14 protein-coding genes are annotated in these 18,214 nt (G+C 69.7%); 7 read left to right on the top strand and 7 right to left on the bottom strand.

Features of this window, described 5'->3' with window-relative positions:
• Nucleotides 1-169 precede the first annotated feature (169 nt).
• Both GGR88_RS12595 and GGR88_RS12590 read right to left on the bottom strand, forming a co-directional pair.
• Nucleotides 170-754 carry a LolA family protein gene (locus GGR88_RS12595; protein ID WP_167956226.1) on the bottom strand — a complete coding sequence of 195 codons (585 nt, stop codon included), beginning with the start codon at nucleotides 752-754 and terminating at the stop codon, nucleotides 170-172.
• A 115-nt stretch (nucleotides 755-869) separates the two neighbouring features.
• Nucleotides 870-3,134, bottom strand: coding sequence for a phosphate acyltransferase (locus GGR88_RS12590; protein WP_167955525.1), 2,265 nt, complete (start codon nucleotides 3,132-3,134; stop codon nucleotides 870-872).
• Between the two features lie 102 nt (nucleotides 3,135-3,236).
• On the opposite strand from GGR88_RS12590, the gene mutS reads away from it, so the two are divergent.
• From mutS to GGR88_RS12560, 6 genes are all read left to right on the top strand, one after another.
• Nucleotides 3,237-5,828 (top strand): DNA mismatch repair protein MutS, encoded by a 2,592-nt coding sequence (mutS, locus tag GGR88_RS12585; RefSeq protein ID WP_245196915.1) that lies wholly within the window; start codon nucleotides 3,237-3,239, stop codon nucleotides 5,826-5,828.
• 133 nt (nucleotides 5,829-5,961) lie between these two features.
• The gene (gene lptB / locus GGR88_RS12580; protein WP_167955523.1) at nucleotides 5,962-6,756 is read left to right on the top strand and encodes an LPS export ABC transporter ATP-binding protein; all 795 of its coding nucleotides are present in this window, start codon (nucleotides 5,962-5,964) and stop codon (nucleotides 6,754-6,756) included.
• A gap of 5 nt (nucleotides 6,757-6,761) precedes the next feature.
• Nucleotides 6,762-8,297, top strand: a complete 1,536-nt coding sequence (gene rpoN / locus GGR88_RS12575; RefSeq protein WP_167955521.1) for an RNA polymerase factor sigma-54 — start codon at nucleotides 6,762-6,764, stop codon at nucleotides 8,295-8,297.
• Nucleotides 8,298-8,444: 147 nt separating this feature from the next.
• On the top strand, nucleotides 8,445-9,506 hold the full coding sequence (locus tag GGR88_RS15085; RefSeq protein ID WP_209023460.1) for a hypothetical protein: 1,062 nt from the start codon (nucleotides 8,445-8,447) through the stop codon (nucleotides 9,504-9,506).
• Entirely contained in the window at nucleotides 9,496-10,167 is a 672-nt protein-coding gene (locus tag GGR88_RS12565; protein WP_167954486.1) for a HupA family protein, read from the top strand. The genes GGR88_RS15085 and GGR88_RS12565 overlap by 11 nt, the downstream gene beginning before the upstream one ends.
• A gap of 13 nt (nucleotides 10,168-10,180) precedes the next feature.
• Nucleotides 10,181-11,512, top strand: coding sequence for a tetratricopeptide repeat protein (locus tag GGR88_RS12560; protein WP_167955519.1), 1,332 nt, complete (start codon nucleotides 10,181-10,183; stop codon nucleotides 11,510-11,512).
• Here GGR88_RS12560 and GGR88_RS12555 read toward each other — a convergent pair.
• The 5 genes from GGR88_RS12555 to recF all read right to left on the bottom strand — a co-directional run bounded on the left by GGR88_RS12555 (nucleotide 11,509) and on the right by recF (nucleotide 17,360).
• A complete protein-coding gene (locus tag GGR88_RS12555; protein WP_167955517.1) occupies nucleotides 11,509-11,946 on the bottom strand; it encodes a thioesterase family protein in 438 nt (145 codons plus the stop codon). The genes GGR88_RS12560 and GGR88_RS12555 overlap by 4 nt on opposite strands.
• Nucleotides 11,943-13,082 carry an iron-containing alcohol dehydrogenase gene (locus tag GGR88_RS12550; RefSeq protein ID WP_342449800.1) on the bottom strand — a complete coding sequence of 380 codons (1,140 nt, stop codon included), beginning with the start codon at nucleotides 13,080-13,082 and terminating at the stop codon, nucleotides 11,943-11,945. The genes GGR88_RS12555 and GGR88_RS12550 overlap by 4 nt, the downstream gene beginning before the upstream one ends.
• Nucleotides 13,083-13,164: 82 nt before the next feature.
• The gene (locus tag GGR88_RS12545) at nucleotides 13,165-13,560 is read right to left on the bottom strand and encodes an SWIB/MDM2 domain-containing protein (RefSeq protein ID WP_245196913.1); all 396 of its coding nucleotides are present in this window, start codon (nucleotides 13,558-13,560) and stop codon (nucleotides 13,165-13,167) included.
• A gap of 40 nt (nucleotides 13,561-13,600) precedes the next feature.
• Nucleotides 13,601-16,063, bottom strand: a complete 2,463-nt coding sequence (gyrB, locus tag GGR88_RS12540; RefSeq protein WP_167955515.1) for a DNA topoisomerase (ATP-hydrolyzing) subunit B — start codon at nucleotides 16,061-16,063, stop codon at nucleotides 13,601-13,603.
• A 232-nt stretch (nucleotides 16,064-16,295) separates the two neighbouring features.
• Nucleotides 16,296-17,360: a DNA replication/repair protein RecF gene (gene recF / locus GGR88_RS12535; RefSeq protein ID WP_167955513.1), complete on the bottom strand. Its 1,065-nt coding sequence runs from the start codon at nucleotides 17,358-17,360 to the stop codon at nucleotides 16,296-16,298.
• A gap of 80 nt (nucleotides 17,361-17,440) precedes the next feature.
• Here recF and GGR88_RS12530 point away from each other — a divergent pair, with 80 nt between their 5' ends.
• Complete coding sequence (locus tag GGR88_RS12530) at nucleotides 17,441-18,211, top strand: hypothetical protein (RefSeq protein ID WP_167955511.1); 771 nt, start codon at nucleotides 17,441-17,443, stop codon at nucleotides 18,209-18,211.
• The last annotated feature ends 3 nt before the right edge of the window (nucleotides 18,212-18,214 follow it).

Raw genomic sequence — 18,214 nt, 5'->3', positions numbered from 1 at the left:
AGAAAAGGCCCCCGTCCCGAACGGGGGACGAGGGCCCGGCGGATGGAATGGGCATCCGTCTTGATCGACTCCGACCCAGGGAAACAGGGAAACCTGATCGGCAACCGATACCCTGCGTTTAGCCGACGACGCCTTTCGACTTGCTGAACAATGCCCCGGAAATCGTGCTTCAGCGCTGATTGGCGCCGGTCCGCCGCGGATCGGTCCAGCGAAACGCACTGTCGGCGACGGGAACGTTGAAGCGCTGGTTGCTGAGCCGGATGGTGGTGCGGTTGCCCTGCGAATCGAGCGCCACCCATCCCTGCAGCCGCAGACCGGCGGGCGCCGAGGCATCACGCAGGAAGGCAAGCGTGATCACGCCATATTCCGGCCGGCGCGGATCGCGCGCTTCCACCGACAGGATGCGCGGGTCGCCGGTCGGGCGCAGCCGGGCATAGCGCGTGATGTCGCGCGATGGGTCGAGGAGCACGGACAGGGGCGAATTGCCGATCGGCCAGCGCTGCACCTGCTTGACCTGATAGTCGATCAGGGTGAGCGCACGCCCGTCGCTGACGATCAGCAGCGGCACGCCTTCTTCATATTGAAAGCGGATGCGGCCCGGCCGCTTCAGCGTCATGGTGCCGGTCAGCACGCGGCCCTGCCGGTCGGTCTGGCTGAAATCCGCCACCATCGAATCGAGCGCACGAAGGTGCTGCTGAACGCGGGCGATGTCCGTGGTCTGGGCGGTCGCCGGCTGAGCGGCGACGATCGCCATGGGGGCGGCAAGGGCGGACAGGATGCGGATGTTCAAGGGCAGGCTCCGGTAAGATCGGTGCGGCACTGGCACCGGCGCCTTGAACCCGCACTGAACCCCTTGGTTCACCGCCTGCTCACCGCGCGATCCCGGCGGCGGCCAGCACGGCAAGCGTCAGCAGGTCGGATGCCGTCGACGACATGGTCGCGATCTGCACGGGCTTGTCCATGCCGACGAGCATGGGGCCGATCATCGTGCCGCCGCCAAGCTCGCGCAGCAGCTTGGCCGAGATGTTGGCCGACTGGAGTCCGGGCATGACCAGAATGTTGGCCGGGCCCGACAGCCGGCTGAAGGGATAGTTCTTCATCACCTCCGGGTTGAGCGCGGCGTCGGGCGCCATTTCGCCTTCATATTCGAACCCGGTGTCGCGCGTATCGAGAAGCGACACGGCCTCGCGGATGTTGTCGAGCCAGCGCCCCGGTGGATTGCCGAAGTTGGAATAGCTCATGAAGGCAACGCGGGGCTCCTGCCCCATGCGGCGCGCGACGGCGGCGGTCTCCTCCGCGATGTCGGCCAGTTCGGCCGCGCTCGGCCGCTCGTTGACGGTGGTGTCGGCGATGAACACGGTTTGCGACTGGCGCACCACCATGTGGATGCCGAACGCGATCCGCCCGGGCTTGTGCCCGATCACCCGGCTGACCTCGCGAAGCGACTGCGCAAAGGTGCGCGTGGTGCCCGTGATCATCGCATCGGCCTCGCCGAGCTCCAGCATCAGCGCGGCGAAGATGTTGCGATCCCGGTTGACCATCCGCTCGCACTCGCGCCGCAGATAGCCCTTTCGCTGCAGCCGCGCGTAGAGGCGATCGACCATCTGCGGGACGAGCGGCGAGACGCGGCTGTTGTGGACCTCATAGTCCTCCGGCCGGTCGACGCCGAGCTTGCGCAGCCGGTCATGGACGTCGTCGCGCCCGACCAGAACGGGCGTGCCGAGGCCACCGTCCTTGAACTGAATGGCGGCACGCAGCACCACCTCTTCCTCGCCCTCGGCGAACACCACCCGCTTGGGCGCGGCGCGCGCCGCCTCATAGGCGAGGGTCAGCACGGCGGTCGTGGGGTTGAGGCGCGACCGCAGCTGCAGGCGATAGGCCGCCATGTCCTCGATCGCGCGGGTGGCGACGCCCGAATCCATCGCCGCCTGCGCGACGGCGGCTGGCACCACCTCCATCAACCGCGGATCGAACGGCGCGGGGATGATGTATTCGGGGCCGAAGCTGTGAACACGACCGCCATAGGCGGCGGCGACCTCCTCCGGCACGCGCTGCCGCGCAAGCGCCGCGATGGCGTTGGCGGCGGCGATCTTCATCTCGTCGTTGATGCCGGTCGCGCGCACGTCGAGCGCGCCGCGAAAGATAAAGGGAAAGCCAAGGACGTTGTTGACCTGGTTGGGATAATCGGAACGGCCGGTGGCGATGATCGCGTCCGGGCGCGCGGCCTTGGCCTCCGGCGGCGTGATCTCCGGATCGGGGTTCGCCATCGCGAAGATGATCGGGCGCGGCGCCATGTGGCGGACCATCTCGGGCTTCAGCGCGCCGGCCGCCGACAGGCCCAGGAAGACATCGGCGCCCTCCAGCGCCTCCGTCAACGTGCGGCGGTCCGTCTCCACCGCATGCGCCGACTTGAACTGATCCATCTGGTCGGTGCGGCCGCGATAGATGACGCCCTGCCGGTCGCAGATCAGCACCCGGTCGGATGGCACGCCCATCGCCTTGATGAGGTCGGTGCAGGCGAGCGCGGCTGCGCCGGCGCCGTTCACCACCACGTTGATGTCGCCGAGATCGCGTCCGGTGAGCAGGCAGGCGTTGATCAGGCCGGCTGCCGTGATGATGGCGGTGCCGTGCTGGTCGTCATGGAAGACCGGGATGTTCATCCGTTCGCGCAGGGTCTGCTCGATGATGAAGCATTCGGGCGCCTTGATGTCCTCAAGGTTGATGCCGCCAAAGCTCGGCTCCAGCAGCGCCACGGCATCGATGAAGCGATCGACGTCCTCTGTCGCCAGCTCCAGATCGATCGAGTCGACGTCGGCGAAGCGCTTGAACAGCACCGCCTTGCCTTCCATCACCGGCTTGGATGCCAGCGCGCCGAGGTTCCCGAGTCCCAAGATAGCGGTACCATTCGAGATTACGGCAACAAGGTTCCCCTTTGCCGTGTAATCATAGGCACATGCCGGGTTTGCAGCGATCGCGCGCACCGGCACGGCGACGCCCGGCGAATAGGCCAGCGACAGGTCGCGCTGTGTCGCCATCGGCTTCGATGCGATGATCTCGATCTTGCCGGGGCGTCCCTCGGCATGGAAGTTCAGGGCCTCCCGTTCGGAGAACTGGACGTTCGATCCCTCGCTCACTTGCCACTCTCCCGATGCCGCCTCCCTCTTTGACCACCGGATGCGTCGGCGGCAAGGCGCGCGACGCTTCCATGCGGCCGCGCCGGTCGGCTAAGCGGCGGCATGGCCGATCCCGCCCCCACGCCCATGATGGCGCAGTATCTGGCGCTCAAGGCCGAAGCCGCGGACGCCCTGCTGTTCTTCCGCATGGGCGACTTCTTCGAGTTGTTCTTCGATGATGCGCGTGCCGCCGCCGCCGCTCTCGACATCGCGCTCACGCACCGGGGGGAACATGGCGGCGCACCGGTGCCGATGTGCGGGGTGCCGGTGCATTCCGCCGACAGCTATCTGGCGCGGCTGATCCGCGCCGGCTTCCGCGTGGCGGTGGCAGAACAGACGGAAAGCCCTGCAGAGGCCAAGAAGCGCGGCGGCAAGACGCTGGTCGGACGCGCCATCGTCCGCGTGGTGACGGCCGGCACCCTGACGGAGGATGCGCTGCTCGATTCGCGCAGCGCCAACTGGCTGCTTGCGGCGGCATCGGGCCCACGCGGCGGCGTCGCCGTGGCCGCGGTGGACATCTCAACCGGCCGGCTGGAGGTGGGCGCGGGCGACACCTTGGACGGGCTGGTGGCGCGTTATGGCGCGGCCGAGCTGATCGTGCCGGACGGGATGGCAGGGGCGCCGGCCGATGCGGTCCTGCGGCCCCGCGCGACCTTCGCGGCAAAGGCCGCACGCCCGCGCCTCGGCGCCCTGTTTGGTGAAGGGCCGCTCGACGGGATCGCGAACTCTGGAGATGCCGGCCTGGCGGCGCTGGCGGGGCTGGTCGACTATCTCGACCATGTCGGGCGCGGGCGCCTGCCCTTCCTGCAGCCGCCGGTGCCGGTCGGCACGGAGCGGATGACGATCGACCCGGCGACGCGGGACAGCCTGGAGATCTGCCGCAGCGCGCAAGGGTCGCGGTCCGGAAGCCTGCTGGATGCCGTTGACCGCACGGTCACGGGCGCGGGCGCCCGGCTGCTGGCGGCGGACCTGGCGGCGCCGCTGACCGTCCGGGCGGATGCCGAGGCGCGACTGGCGCTCGTGGCGCGCTTTGCGGCCGATGGCCCGGACCGGCAGAGCGTGCGGACGGCGCTGCGCGCGCTTCCCGACATCGGCCGCGCGCTCGGCCGCGTCGCTGCCGGTCGCGGCAGTCCGCGCGACCTTGGACATCTTCGCGACGGGCTGATCGGCGCGCGGCGGCTCGCGGCGCTGTTGCCGGCCGACGGCACCCCGCCGCTCCTGGTCGAGCTGCTGCCGCGGCTGGACGGACATGCCGCCCTGACCGATCACCTGTCGCGCGCGCTGGTCCCGGAGCCGCCCGGCGACGCTGCGGCGGGCGGCTTCATCGCGCAAGGCTACGACGCCGCGCTGGATGCGCTGCGGGCGAGCGGTGGCGAGGGGCGGCGCGCGATCGCCGCTCTCGAAGCGAGGTACCGTGCGGACACGGGGGTCGCCGCGCTCAAGATCCGTCACAACAATGTGCTCGGCTACCATGTGGAGGTGCCCGCGCGCGCGGCCGACCGGCTGATGGCGGCCGACTCCGGCTTCACGCACCGCCAGACGATGGCGGGCGCCGTGCGCTTCAACGCTCCCGAACTGCACGAGCAGGCCAGCCGGGTGCTGCAGGCGGGCGCTCACGCGCAGGTTGCGGAGGCCGCGCATCTGGAGGAGCTGTTCGGCCTGGTGCTCGACCGCGCGCGCGCGATCGCCGCCACGGCCGACGCACTGGCTCGCATCGACGTTTCCGCCGGACTGGCGGAGCAGGCGGCGGTGGCGGGCTGGTGCCGGCCAGAACTGGTCGATCATCCCTGCCTTGAGATCGAAGGCGGCCGCCACCCGGTGGTGGAGGCGGCCGTGACGGCGGCCGGCGGCCGCTTCGTCGGCAATGACTGTCGCCTTTCGCCGGACAGCCGCCTGTGGCTGGTGACCGGCCCGAACATGGGCGGCAAGTCCACCTTCCTGCGCCAGAACGCGATCATCCTGCTGCTCGCGCAGGCCGGAAGCTTCGTGCCCGCGACCCGCGCGACGCTTGGTCTGGCGGACCGCATCTTCAGCCGCGTCGGCGCCAGCGACAATCTTGCGCGCGGACGGTCGACCTTCATGGTGGAAATGGTGGAAACCGCCGCCATCCTGGCCGGCGCCACCGACCGCAGCTTCGTCATCCTGGACGAGGTTGGGCGCGGCACATCGACCTATGACGGGCTCGCGATTGCCTGGGCGGTCGTGGAGGCGATCGGGGAGCGACTGCGATGCCGCTGCCTTTTCGCCACCCACTATCATGAGCTCACCCGGCTTGCGGGCACGCTCGACGGGCTGTCGCTTCACCATGTCCGCGCGCGCGAATGGAAGGGCGACCTCGTGCTGCTGCACGAACTTGCTCCCGGCGCGGCAGACCGCAGCTACGGCCTGGCGGTCGCCAAGCTCGCCGGGCTGCCCCCGCCGGTGGTGCAGCGGGCAAAAACCGTGCTGGGGGCACTGGAGGCGGGCCGCGCGCGAACCGGCGGAGTGGCGGCGGGACTGGATGACCTGCCGCTGTTCGCTGCGGCAGCGGCGCAGGAAGCGGCAGCCGCGCCCGACCCCCTGAAGGAGGCGCTCGCCGCGATCGATCCGGACACGCTCACCCCGCGCGAGGCGCTGGAGGCGCTGTACAGGCTAAAGGCGGCGGCGGCCGATTAGGCGCTGCCGGGCGCGCCGCTGCGGTCGTTCGCCGAATCCGGGTTCACCCTGTCGGCGCTTTCATGCAGGAAGCCTGCCAGACGGTGCGATCTTCACCCCACGGTAACCGTGCCGCCGCAAAGACGGAGCCGACATGGACGACATCACGACCATCGAACCGACAGCGGATGCCGCGCCGATCGGCGCGGCAGAGGCGGCCGCGTGCACGCGCGGGCTGGCGGTGGTGTCGATCGCCAAGGCCTATGACAAGCGGGTGGTGCTGTCCGACGTCTCGCTGACTGTCGGGCGCGGTGAGGTGGTGGGCCTCTTGGGGCCAAACGGCGCGGGCAAAACGACCTGCTTCTATTCGGTCATGGGCCTGGTGAAGCCGGATGCCGGCCGCGTTCTCCTGGATGGCGAGGACATCACCGCGCTCCCCATGTACCGCCGCGCGATCATGGGGCTCGGCTATCTGCCGCAGGAAACGTCCATCTTCCGCGGCATGACGGTTGAGCAGAACATCTCCGCGGTGCTCGAGATGTCGGAGCCGGAAAAGGCCGCCCGGGCGGAGCGGCTGGAAACCCTGCTTGGCGAATTCGGCCTGACCCGGCTGCGCGCGGCGCCGGCCATGGCGCTGTCGGGAGGCGAGCGGCGCCGTTGCGAGATCGCCCGCGCGCTGGCCGCGAATCCGTCGATCATGCTGCTGGACGAGCCGTTCGCCGGCATCGACCCAATCTCGATCGCGGACATCCGCGATCTCGTGAAGGACCTGAAGCGGCGCGACATCGGCGTGCTCATCACCGACCACAATGTGCGTGAGACGCTCGACATCGTCGATCGTGCCTGCATCATCTACGACGGCAAGGTGCTGTTCGCCGGCAGTCCGGCCGCGCTGGTGGCCGATGAAAGCGTACGGCGCCTGTACCTTGGCGAGGGTTTCGAGCTGTAACGCTCATGGGACTGTCGCCGCGCCTCGACCTGCGTCAGAGCCAGTCGCTGGTGATGACGCCGCAGTTGCAGCAGGCGATCAAGCTGCTGGCGCTGTCGAACCTGGAGGTCGAGGCGTTCATTGCCGAAGAAATCGAGCGCAACCCGCTGTTGGAAGCCGGCGCGCCCGAGCCTGCAGAGCCGCGCGAGTGGGACGCAGACAGCGTGCCGGAGCCCGACGGCGCCCCCCCGTCCGACGTCCCGCCCGAGCCGGCGACTGCCGACAGCCTGATCCTGAGCGGCGATGCCGCGGCGGACGCGCCGCTGGACGCAGATTATATCGGCGAGACCTTCCATCATGATGCCGCGATCGATGCCGTGGGGCTCGATGGATCGCTGGGCCTGAACGGGCCGGGCGCGTCCGGCGGCGCAGGAGGCGAGGACGGGCCGGATCTCGGCCAGATCGCAGCGGATGCCGCGTCGCTCCACGACCATCTGCTTGCGCAGGCCGGCGAGACGCTGTCTGGCCGCGATCTCCTGGTCGCCACTCACCTGATCGATGCCGTCGACGATGCCGGCTATCTGACGGCCGACCTTCTGGACGTGGCGCAACGGCTTGGCGTGCCCCTGGCGCAGGTGGAGGCGGTGCTGGCCGTGATCCACCGGTTCGATCCTTGCGGCGTCGGCGCGCGGAACCTGTCCGAGTGTCTGACGCTCCAGGCGCGGGAGGCGGATCGCTGCGACCCTGCGATGGCCCGCCTGCTCGACAATCTCGAGCTGCTTGCCGCGGGCAAGCTGCAGCAATTGAAGCGCCTGTGCGGTGTCGATGACGAGGACATGGCGGACATGGTGCGCGAACTGCGCGGCTATGATCCGAAGCCTGGCTTGCGATTCGGGGGCAGCACCGTTCAGGCGGTGACCCCCGACATCTTCGTTGCGCCGCGCGGACGGGGCTGGGCCATCGAGATCAACGCGGCGACCCTCCCCCGCCTGCTGGTCAACCGGGCCTACCAGGCAGAACTCAGCGCCGGCGGGTTGGACAAGAGCTCGCGCGCCTGGCTCAACGAATGCCTGCAAAGCGCGAACTGGCTGATGAAGGCGCTCGACCAGCGACAGCGCACGATCCTGAAGGTCACCGCCGAGATCGTGAAGCAACAGGACGGCTTCTTCCGCAAGGGCGTGGCGCACCTGCGGCCCCTGACGCTGAAGGCCGTGGCCGACGCGATCGGCATGCATGAATCGACGGTCAGCCGCGTCACGTCGAACAAGTATCTGAGCTCGTCGCGCGGGCTGTTCGAGCTCAAATATTTCTTCACCAGCGCCATCCAGTCGGCCGAAGGCGGCGAGGCGGTGTCGGCGGAAGCGGTGAAGAGCGCGCTGCGCGCACTGGTCGCAGCCGAAGATCCCACCGCGATCCTGTCGGACGACACGCTGGTGGATCTGCTGCGTGAGCGCGGCTTCGACATCGCGCGCCGCACGGTTGCGAAATATCGCGAATCGCTCGGGATCGGATCTTCCGTCCAGCGCCGCAGGCAGAAGGCGATGCTCGGTCACGCCGCCTGAGTTCTTTCGTTAAGTCCCTGTAAGTCTTTGCTTCACGGTTTCCTTACCACAGTCTGCGCATAGCGGCTCCGACAAGAACAGGAGCGCCGTCGCGATGAACAAGGCCCGGAAGTACTGCGTCTTCAGCCTCGGCCTTGCGCTTGCCGCGTGCGGCGGCGGTGGCGGCGGCGTGAACTCGACACCGGCACCGTCTGGCAGCGCCGGAAGCCCGGCCGCGCCGACCCCAAGCGCGGGCACGCCTGCGCCGACCACGCCTGCACCGTCGCCGACGCCCGCCGCCACCACCCCGGCGCCGAGCCCCACGCCGGCAACCTCGCCGACGCCGACGCCGAGCACGCCCGCACCGACACCGGCGCCGAGCCCCACGCCTGCGCCGACCCCCGCTCCGTCCCCGACTCCCACGCCGGCTCCGGCTCCGACGCCCGCGCCAACGCCAGCCCCGTCGCCGACGCCGAGCCCCACGCCTGCGCCGACCCCGGCTCCGTCCCCGACCCCCACGCCGGCTCCGTCGCCGACGCCCACGCCCGCGCCAACACCCGCCCCGTCACCGACGCCGAGCCCCACGCCTGCGCCGACCCCGACTCCCACACCCGCTCCGGCTCCGACGCCCACGCCCGCCCCGTCGCCGACGCCGAGCCCCACGCCTGCCGCGACTCCGGCTCCGTCCCCGACCCCCACGCCGGCTCCGGCTCCGTCGCCCACCCCGGCGCCGGCACCCACGCCTGCGCCAACGCCCGCTCCGTCGCCGACGCCGAGCCCCACGCCTGCGCCGACTCCGTCCCCAACGCCCACGCCGGCACCGACGCCAGCCCCCTCACCAACGCCGAGCCCTACCCCGGCACCAACACCCGCCCCGTCGCCTACGCCGAGCCCGACGCCCGCCCCGACTCCGGCTCCGTCCCCGACCCCCACGCCGGCCCCATCGCCGAGTCCCACTCCGGCTCCGGCACCCACGCCTACGCCAACGCCCGCTCCGTCGCCGACGCCGAGCCCCACGCCTGCCCCGACTCCGTCCCCAACGCCCACGCCCGCCCCGACTCCGGCTCCGTCACCCTCTCCAACGCCGACGCCCTCGACCGCGCCGGTCGCGGCGAGCGGGTCCTATTCCAGCGCCGCGTCCCGCTTGTCGGGCCATGTCGATGCCTCGTCGGTGAGCGCGATCTCCTCCAGCCGAACGGGTCACGACGGAACGGTCGCAGTGGAATATGATGCGACCACCGGAAGCTATCGGGTGGTGGACGGCAGTCTGTCGCGAAGCTTCACCGCCGCCGACGAGGTCGAACGTGACGCGACGGTCACCGTGTACGAACAGGTCTCCGGCAACCGGACGGATCAGCTCACGCTGTTCAATCCCGGGTCGGGTAACCCCGACATGGCGCTCAGCTACACAAGCTACGGCGCATGGACGACGATGACGTCTGGCAGCGGCACCGCCGACTTCGATCAGCGCTACTTCGTCTACGGGGTCCGCCAGGCCGCCTCGGCGCCGAGCACGGGTCGCGGCTCCTACACCACCAGCGTGAATGGGATGTGGGCCACCGCAGACGGCGTCTATGAGCTTGGCGGCATCAGCAGCCTGACGGCCGATTTCTCCAGCATGACGGTGGAGACCAACCTCGACCTCACCGGCACCATGGACGGCACCACCCGCTCGCTCGGCATGTTCGCTGGCACGGGGTCGATCGCCGCGCGGGGAGGCAGCTTCAGCGGCAGCTTCACGCATCTGAACGGCGATGATCGCGGCAACCTTTACACCGGCGGCTTCGACGGCGCCTTCTTCGGCCCGGGCGGGGAGGAGGTCGGCTACAGCTTCAGCCTGACCGGGCCTGGCGGCGCTGCGGCCGGCGCCGTCGTCGGCAAGGGCAACTGACGGAGTAAGGGCCATGCGGCTCCTGTTGATCGCGGCGGCGATGCTGGCGTCAGCGCCCGCAGCCGCCAGCGGCGACATCGCAGCACCCTGCATCGCCGCCAGTGGATGTGTCCGCCTGGCTCCGGCGCAGCTGCTGCGATTGGTTGACGAATATCAGGCGAGCGGACGCGCGGCCGATGCCGAAACGCTGCTGCGAAGCCTGTCGGGCGACGCCGACCGGGAGCTCAGGACCGAAGCGCGCTTCCGCCTGGCCATGCTGCGCGAGCAGCAGGGCGACCGTGCCGGCGCCGCGGGATCTCTCCGCCAGCTCCTTGTCGACCGACCGGAGGCGCAGCGTCCCCGGCTGGAACTCGCCCGAATGCTCGCGCAGCTCGGCGACGAGAGCGGCGCGCGCCGCGAACTCCGCGTGGTGAGCGCCACCGGCCTGCCGGACGATGTCGCGCGTGCGGTGGACCGCTTCAGCCAGGCTTTGCGCTCGACCCGCGCCTTCGGCGGTTCGTTCGAACTGGCGATCGCGCCTGACAGCAACATCAACCGGGCAACCGCGCGCGAGACGGTGGATACCGTGATCGCACCGATCCTGCTCGACGAAGACGCCAAGGCGCGCTCGGGTGTCGGACTGGCGCTCGGGGGCCAGGCGTTCTGGCGGCTGCGGCTGGGCGAGCGGTCGTCCATGCTGACGCGGCTCTCCGCGCGCGGGGATCTCTACGGGCGCGGACGCTTCAACGACATCGGCGTGAATCTCGCCGTGGGTCCGGAGCTCCGGATCGGCTCCAGCAGGCTCAGGCCGGCCGCGCTCGCGTCCCGGCGCTGGTTCGGCAGTGAGCGGTTCTCGGACGGGCTCGGCGGCAGCGTGAACTGGCTGCGGCCACTCAGCCGCCGCAGCCAGATCGAGGCCGAGGCGACCCTCATCTCGATCCGCCACGCGCGGCTGAGCGCGCAGGACGGCCTGCTGATCGACGGCAACGTTGCCTACGACCTGGCCCTGTCGTCGCGCAGCAGCGGGCGGGTGGCCGCTCGGGTGACGCGGCAGGGCGCCGCGGAGCCGGGGCTCGCCACCACCGCTGTCGGCGGCGACATGCTGTTGTCGCACTTGGTGATGGGGCAGGTGATTTTTGGCCAGCTGGGCGTGTCGCGCCTCGAGGCCGATCGCCGGCTCGCCCTGTTCCCCGAGCGGCGACAGGATCTGCGCTTCGACCTGAGTGCCGGGCTCGTGCTGCGCGGGATCAGCTTCAATGGCCTGTCGCCTCTCGTCAGGGTGACCCGCACCATCAACCAGTCGACGGTTGAGCTGTTCGACTTCGCGCGAACCCGGGTCGAGTTCGCCTTGTCGCGCGCCTTCTAATCCGGTCCGATCGCCGCCAGCTCCTCGCGCCAGCGATCGGGCAGGGGCACCGGGCGGCGGGTCACGCGGTCCACATAGACATGGGTGAAGCGCCCCTCGGCCGCCGCACTCTCCGCGCCTTCCGCGAAGATGCCGAGCCGGTAGGTCACCGACGATCCGCCGACGCGCACGGCGGCCAGCCCGACCTCCACGTTCCCGGGATATTCGAGCGGCGCCGCATAGCTGCAGCCGGACTCGACGACGAGGCCGATGACGGGCCCGTGGTGGATGTCCACCAGCTCGCGCCCGATCAGCCAGCCGTTCACCGCCGTGTCGAACCAGCCATAATGGACGACGTTGTTCACATGGCCGTAGACGTCGTTGTCCGCCCACCGCGTGGCGATGGTCGTCCAGTGGCGGTAACCACTCCGGCCGACGAGGGGCTGACGGCTCACAGCGCTGCGGCGTAGAGCCGATGGGCGTCGGCCTGCTCGATGCTGCGCGGGTTGTTGCCGAGCAGCCGGGTCTGGAGCATCGCGTCTGCCGCCAGCTGGTCGAGATCGGCCTCCGCGACACCCACGTCGCGCAGACGCCGCGGCACGCCCGTGGCAGTCGCCAACCGGTCGAGCGCATCGATGAAACCGGCCGCTGCCCCCTGCCCACCCAGCGCGGCAAGGGACGGATCGAGGATGGGCGCGAGTTCCGCATAAAGCGGCATGGCGGCCACCATGTTGTGGCGAAGCACATGGCCGAGCATCAGGACGTTCGATACGCCGTGCGGCACATGGAAGCGGGCGCCGAGCGGATAGGCAAGCGCATGAACGCCGCCCACCGGCGCATTGGCAAAGGCGACGCCCGCGAGATGCGCCCCCAGCAGCATCGCCCCGCGCGCCTCCAGATCGCCGGGGTCGTCGCAGGCGCGCAGAAGATGGCCCGACAGAAGCTGAAGCGCCTGTCGCGCAAGCATGTCCGACACCGGGTTCTTGAGGTGGCGCGAGGTATAGGCCTCGATCGCGTGCACCATCGCATCCAGCCCCGTCGCGGCGGTGACGGCACGCGGCAGCCCGGTGGTCAGCAGCGGATCGAGGATCGCATGGTCCGGGACCAGCACGGGGGCGGACACGCCGCGCTTCTCCGCATCCGACAGCGTGATGACGGCGACGGGCGTCGCCTCCGATCCGGTGCCGGCGGTGGTGGGCACGAGGACCAGCGGCAGGCGCGTTCCGCGCGCATTGCTGACGCCCCAGATCCGGTCGAGGTCGTCGCCCGATCCGAGGAGGTAAGCGGCCAGTTTCGCCACGTCCATCGGGCTGCCGCCGCCGAAGCCGACGACCGCCGTCGCGCCCGCAGCCCGGCCCGCCTCGACGCAGGCCAGCAATGTGTCGCGCAACGGATCGGCTTCGACCCGGTCGAACACCACCGGGTCCGGACAGACGGCGATCGCCTCGTCGGCGAGGCCCAGCTCCCGCACGCCGGCGTCGGTGACGAACAGGACCGGGCCCGCGGTGAGGAGATCGCCCAGCTGGACGATCGACCCCGGCCCGCTGCGAACCTGCGGGCCGTAGCTGAAGCGGAACGGTGTCAGCGACACGTCGCCACCCTGGTCGTTATGGATGCTCCGCTCGGCCGCCGCGGGGAGCCGCCAGCGTCCCCGCCGCGACGGCCCGGCAGGATCAGGCCTTTTTTGCGGACAGGTGCGCGCTCAGATGCTTGTTCATCTCGAACATGCTGACCGACTTCTTGCCGAAGATCTTCTGCAGCTTGTCGTCGCCGTTGATCTGGCGGCGGTCCTTGGCGTCCTGCAGGTCGTGCTTCTTGATATAGTCCCAGACCTTGGACACGACTTCGCTGCGCGGCAGGTCGTCCTTGCCGACGATCTCGGCGAGGTCGGCGGAGGGCGTTACCGGCGCCGTGATGCCGCCGCGCGCGCCGCCGGCGGGCTTGCCGGTCGCCTTGACCTTCTTCTCCGCGGCCTTGGTCTCGTCCTTGCCCCGCTTTTCCGCCGTGCGTGCCATGATCTGCTCCCGTCCTGCCCTGAATGGCTGTGCCTTGACGCCCGTCACGCTCATCGGTTCCACGACATGGCACGAAGGGCATGGCATCATGACCTCAAACGTCGAGGTTGGCCACACTCAAGGCGTTCTCCTGGATGAAGTCGCGGCGCGGCTCCACGATGTCGCCCATCAGACGCGTGAAGATCTCGTCGGCGATGTCGGCCTGGGCGACCTCCACCCGCAGGAGCGAGCGGACCGACGGGTCCAGCGTCGTTTCCCACAGCTGCTCCGCGTTCATCTCGCCCAGCCCCTTGTAGCGCTGGATCGACAGCCCCTTGCGCCCGGCGGCGAGTACCGCCTCCAGTAGCTCGGACGGGCGCACCACGCGGATCGCCTTCGTATCGTCGACCGGGGCGTCCTCGCCCTCTGCGGGCGCTGGGTCCGCCTGCTTGGCCTTGGCGACCGGCAGCATCCGGAACGGCCGGTCGTAATCCTCGCCCGCTTCCGCCGCGAGCGTGTGGAGCTTGCGCGCCTCCGCCGACACGGCAAAGCTGCCTTCCACGATATGGTGGTCGGTGACGCCCCGCCACAGCCGCTCCAGGTGGAAGCCGCCTTCCTGCGCCAGGTGCGCGGTCCACCGCGCTTCCGGATCGACCAGGTCGAGGATCGCCGCCGCCCGCGTTCCCGCCGCCTCTCGCCCGGCATCGTCCAGCGCGGGGTTGAGCGCACCGGCAAGCGCCAGCGTCTCGATGATGGCAGGGTCGTAGCGGCGCGGCACATAGCGCATCAGCGTGCGCATGCGCCGCGCATGATCCACCAGCCGCTCGAGTTCGGGCGTGCCCTGTCCCTCGATCTGGATCGCCGCCAGCCCCTCGCGCACCAGGTGCGCGTCAAGCTCGGCATCGTCCTTCACATAGACTTCGGATCGGCCCCGCGTCAGCTTGTAGAGCGGCGGCTGCGCGATGAAGAGGTGGCCCGCCTGGATGATCTCCGGCATCTGCCGGTAGAAGAAGGTCAGGAGGAGCGTGCGGATGTGCGCGCCGTCCACGTCCGCGTCCGTCATGATGACGATCTTGTGGTAGCGCAGCTTGGCCAGGTTGAACTCGTCGCGGATGGACGTGCCCAGCGCCTGGATCAGCGTGCCGATCTCCTTCGACGACAGCATCCGGTCGAGCCGCGCGCGCTCCACGTTCAGGATCTTGCCCTTCAGCGGCAGGATCGCCTGGGTGGCGCGGTCGCGGCCCTGCTTGGCGGAGCCGCCTGCGGAATCGCCCTCCACCAGGAACAGCTCGGACTTGGCGGGGTCGCGCTCCTGGCAGTCGGCCAGCTTGCCGGGAAGCGAGCTGATTTCCATCACGCCTTTGCGCCGGGTCAGCTCGCGCGCACGCTTCGCCGCCTCGCGCGCCGCGGCGGCGTCGATGATCTTCTGAACGATGGCCTTGGCGTTGGCGGGGTTTTCCTCCAGCCACTCCGCCATCTTGTCGGCAAGCAGCGCCTCAAGCGGCTGGCGCACCTCGGACGAGACCAGCTTGTCCTTGGTCTGCGACGAGAATTTGGGGTCGGGCAGCTTCACCGAGACGATCGCGGTAAGGCCTTCGCGCATGTCCTCGCCGGTCAGCTGGACCTTTTCCTTCTTCAAGAGGCCGGAGCGTTCGGCATAGCCGTTCAGCGTGCGGGTCAGCGCTGCGCGAAAGGCCGCGATGTGCGTGCCGCCATCGCGCTGCGGGATGTTGTTGGTGAAGGCGAGGACGTTTTCGTAATAGCTGTCGTTCCATTCCAGCGCGACGTCGATGCCGATCTGGTCGCGGTGGCCCGTGATGGCGATGGGCGCGGGGAACAACGGCGTCTTTGCCCGGTCGAGCCACGACACGAACGCCGCGATCCCGCCTTCATAGAAGAACTCGCGCTCGACCCGCTCCTCGTGCCGGGCGTCGACCAGCCGCAGGCGAACGCCTGAATTCAGGAAAGCAAGCTCGCGGTAGCGATGCTCCAGCTTTTCGAAGTCGAACTCCGTGATGCGGAACGTGTCCGCCGACGGGAAGAAGGTGACGCGCGTTCCGGTCTTCTCGCCGGCATCGCCCACCACCTTCAGCGGCGCTTCCGCGTCACCGCGACGAAAGCGCATGTAATGCTCCTCGCCGTCGCGCCAGATGGTGAGGTCCAGCCAGTCGGACAGCGCGTTGACGACGGACACGCCGACGCCGTGCAGCCCGCCGGACACCTTGTAGGCATTCTCGTCCGACGTGTTCTCGAACTTACCGCCGGCGTGGAGCTGCGTCATGATGACCTCGGCCGCCGACACGCCCTCCTCGGCGTGGATGCCGGTCGGGATGCCGCGACCATTGTCCTCGACCGAAACCGACCCATCGGCGTTCAGCGTGATGGTGATCAGGTCGCAGTGCCCGGCAAGCGCCTCGTCGATGGCGTTGTCCGACACCTCAAACACCATGTGGTGGAGGCCGGAGCCGTCATCGGTGTCGCCGATGTACATGCCGGGGCGCTTGCGGACGGCGTCCAGCCCTTTCAGGACCTTGATGGAATCGGCGCCGTAGCTGTTGGTATTCGGAGTTGTTGCCATGGACAGCATATAGGGAATCGGGGGCCGTTTCCCAAGCGAAACCGCCGTTCGTCGAACCCGTCCCGGCCTCGATCGGACGCTGCTTCCCGCCCTCGCGCCGTCGTGATGGAACGATCGGCATGAGGAAGCCCGACAGCCACCTGGCAGGCCTTGCGGCGTTGGCATTTTCGGCCCTGCCGATGGCGGCCTTGCTGCTTGCCGTCCACGTCACGGGCCTGCCCGCGATCGGCATCTAGCCGCCAAGCGCGATCCAGGTCGCATCGGGGCCGACTGCCGCGAACGAGCTGACTTCCGTTCCCGTCATCCAGGCCTGGCTGCCTGTGCCGCGCAACCGGTCGAACAAGGCGGCGCGGCGGTCGGGATCGAGATGGGCCGCGACCTCGTCGAGCAGCAGGATCGGCGCGCGCCCCGCCTCCGCGGCGACCAGCGCGGCATGGGCGAGGAGGATACCGATCAACAGCGCCTTCTGCTCGCCGGTCGAGGCACGCGCCGCCGGCTGCCCCTTGTCTCTGTGGGTGACCAGCAGGTCCGTCCGGTGCGGGCCCACGAGCGTGCGGCCCGCGGCCGCATCGCGTGCGCGGCCGGCTGCAAGCGCGCCGGCCAGCACGTCCGGCTGCGCGGGTGGCTCGTCGGTGAGCGCCAGGCTCGCCGCCGGGAAGCTCGGGTCGCGGCTTTCCGCCAGCCGGTCACCCAGCCGCGCCACCGTCGCGCGCCTTGCGGCCGCGATCGCGGCGCCATGCTCCGCCATTCGCGCCTCCAGCGCGGACAGCCAGGCCGGATCGGGCGACCGATCCTCCGCCAGCAACCGGTTGCGCGCGCGCATGGCCGCGTCATAGCGGGAGGCCTGCGCTGCGTGGCCGGGGTCGAGCGTGAGCACCAGCCGGTCGAGGAAGCGCCGTCTGGCCGATGCGGTATCGACGAACAGCCGGTCCATCGCCGGCGTGAGCCACAGCATCTGGAGCCGCTCGCCAAGTGCTGCCGCCGACGCCGCGGCGCCATTCACCCGGACCTGCCGCCGGTCGGGCGCGTCCGCCAGCGTGCCCGTCCCGAGCTCCGTCCCGTCGCCAAGCCGTGCGGCAACGGCAAAGCCGCCCGGCCCGTCGCTGCGCGCCACCTCGCGCAACGGCGCCCCCCGCAGGCCGCGGCCGGGCGCCAGCAGCGACACCGCCTCCAGCACGTTGGTCTTGCCCGCGCCATTGGGTCCGGTCAGCACCACGAAGCCCTCACCCGGCGCCAGATCCAGCGCACGATGCGAGCGGACGTCGGTCAGGCGAAGGCGGGCGATCGGCACCAACATGCTGTGACGCCGATCTCGCCGCTGGGCAATCGACGGTTCAGGTGAGGCATGCTCCCCGTCATGGCCGGGGGAACAGAGACATGATGAAGATGCTACTCGGATCCGCGCTTCTGGCGTACGCCGCACCGGGCGTCGCGCAAGTTCAAGCCCGCTACTCGGAAGATCATGGCCGCCGGATCGTGCTGTGGGAGGTGGCCGCCAATGGTGACTACCGGGTCGGCGACGCTGACGGACAGCGCCATCGCCTGACGATCGGACGTCAGACCTGGGAGGTCGCTTTCGCGGATGGGCGTTGGCACGTCGCGACCATCGAGACGATTGCGGAGGCGCGGGAACGCACGACCTCGGCATTTCTGCGCGGTGTCGCCCGCTATCTGTCCAACGTGGCGGCGCGACAGGGCGACAATCTTTATTCCCAAGGACGCGTCACTGTCGCCGGCTTTCCGGGCACTCGCTACCTCTACGCCACCGATGCCGAGCTGTCTCAGCCGGAGGACGAGCATGGGGCAGGGATCGGCCCGATCGCTTTCGACGATCGCAGGGTCGTCATCAGCGACGACGCCCGATTGCTTGCCCTCGGCGAGGCAATGCGGCGACACAGCGCCGATGATCTGGCCCTGTCGGGCGGGTTGATCGACAACCCCGCAAGGAACCAGCTCCACCACAGCCTCGATTGGCTCGCGAGCCACGGCACGGTGCTAGAGAATGACAGCGCGGGCTTCCGACTGGTCATCGCGACCTTCGAGGCGCCAGCACCCGAGCGGCTGCGCTTGCCGAACGTCGCCCCCCATGACGTGGAGGCGCTGGTCCGCCTTATCCGCGCGCGACAGGACCCCTTCGCCCCGCGGTGATGC

The organism is Sphingomonas jejuensis (assembly GCF_011927695.1).
Taxonomy (GTDB): domain Bacteria; phylum Pseudomonadota; class Alphaproteobacteria; order Sphingomonadales; family Sphingomonadaceae; genus Sphingomonas_K; species Sphingomonas_K jejuensis.
The sequence above is the reverse complement of the archived record's forward strand: the minus strand, read 5'-3'. Positions and strand labels throughout refer to the sequence as shown.

Coding starts and splice junctions, on each gene's coding strand:
- GGR88_RS12595 (WP_167956226.1), bottom strand. CDS start 754: ATGGCGATCGTCGCCGCTCAGCCGGCGACCGCCCAGACCACGGACATC.
- mutS (WP_245196915.1), top strand. CDS start 3,237: ATGGCCGATCCCGCCCCCACGCCCATGATGGCGCAGTATCTGGCGCTC.
- lptB (WP_167955523.1), top strand. CDS start 5,962: ATGGACGACATCACGACCATCGAACCGACAGCGGATGCCGCGCCGATC.
- rpoN (WP_167955521.1), top strand. CDS start 6,762: ATGGGACTGTCGCCGCGCCTCGACCTGCGTCAGAGCCAGTCGCTGGTG.
- GGR88_RS12560 (WP_167955519.1), top strand. CDS start 10,181: ATGCGGCTCCTGTTGATCGCGGCGGCGATGCTGGCGTCAGCGCCCGCA.
- GGR88_RS12545 (WP_245196913.1), bottom strand. CDS start 13,560: ATGAGCGTGACGGGCGTCAAGGCACAGCCATTCAGGGCAGGACGGGAG.
- gyrB (WP_167955515.1), bottom strand. CDS start 16,063: ATGGCAACAACTCCGAATACCAACAGCTACGGCGCCGATTCCATCAAG.
- recF (WP_167955513.1), bottom strand. CDS start 17,360: ATGTTGGTGCCGATCGCCCGCCTTCGCCTGACCGACGTCCGCTCGCAT.
- GGR88_RS12530 (WP_167955511.1), top strand. CDS start 17,441: ATGATGAAGATGCTACTCGGATCCGCGCTTCTGGCGTACGCCGCACCG.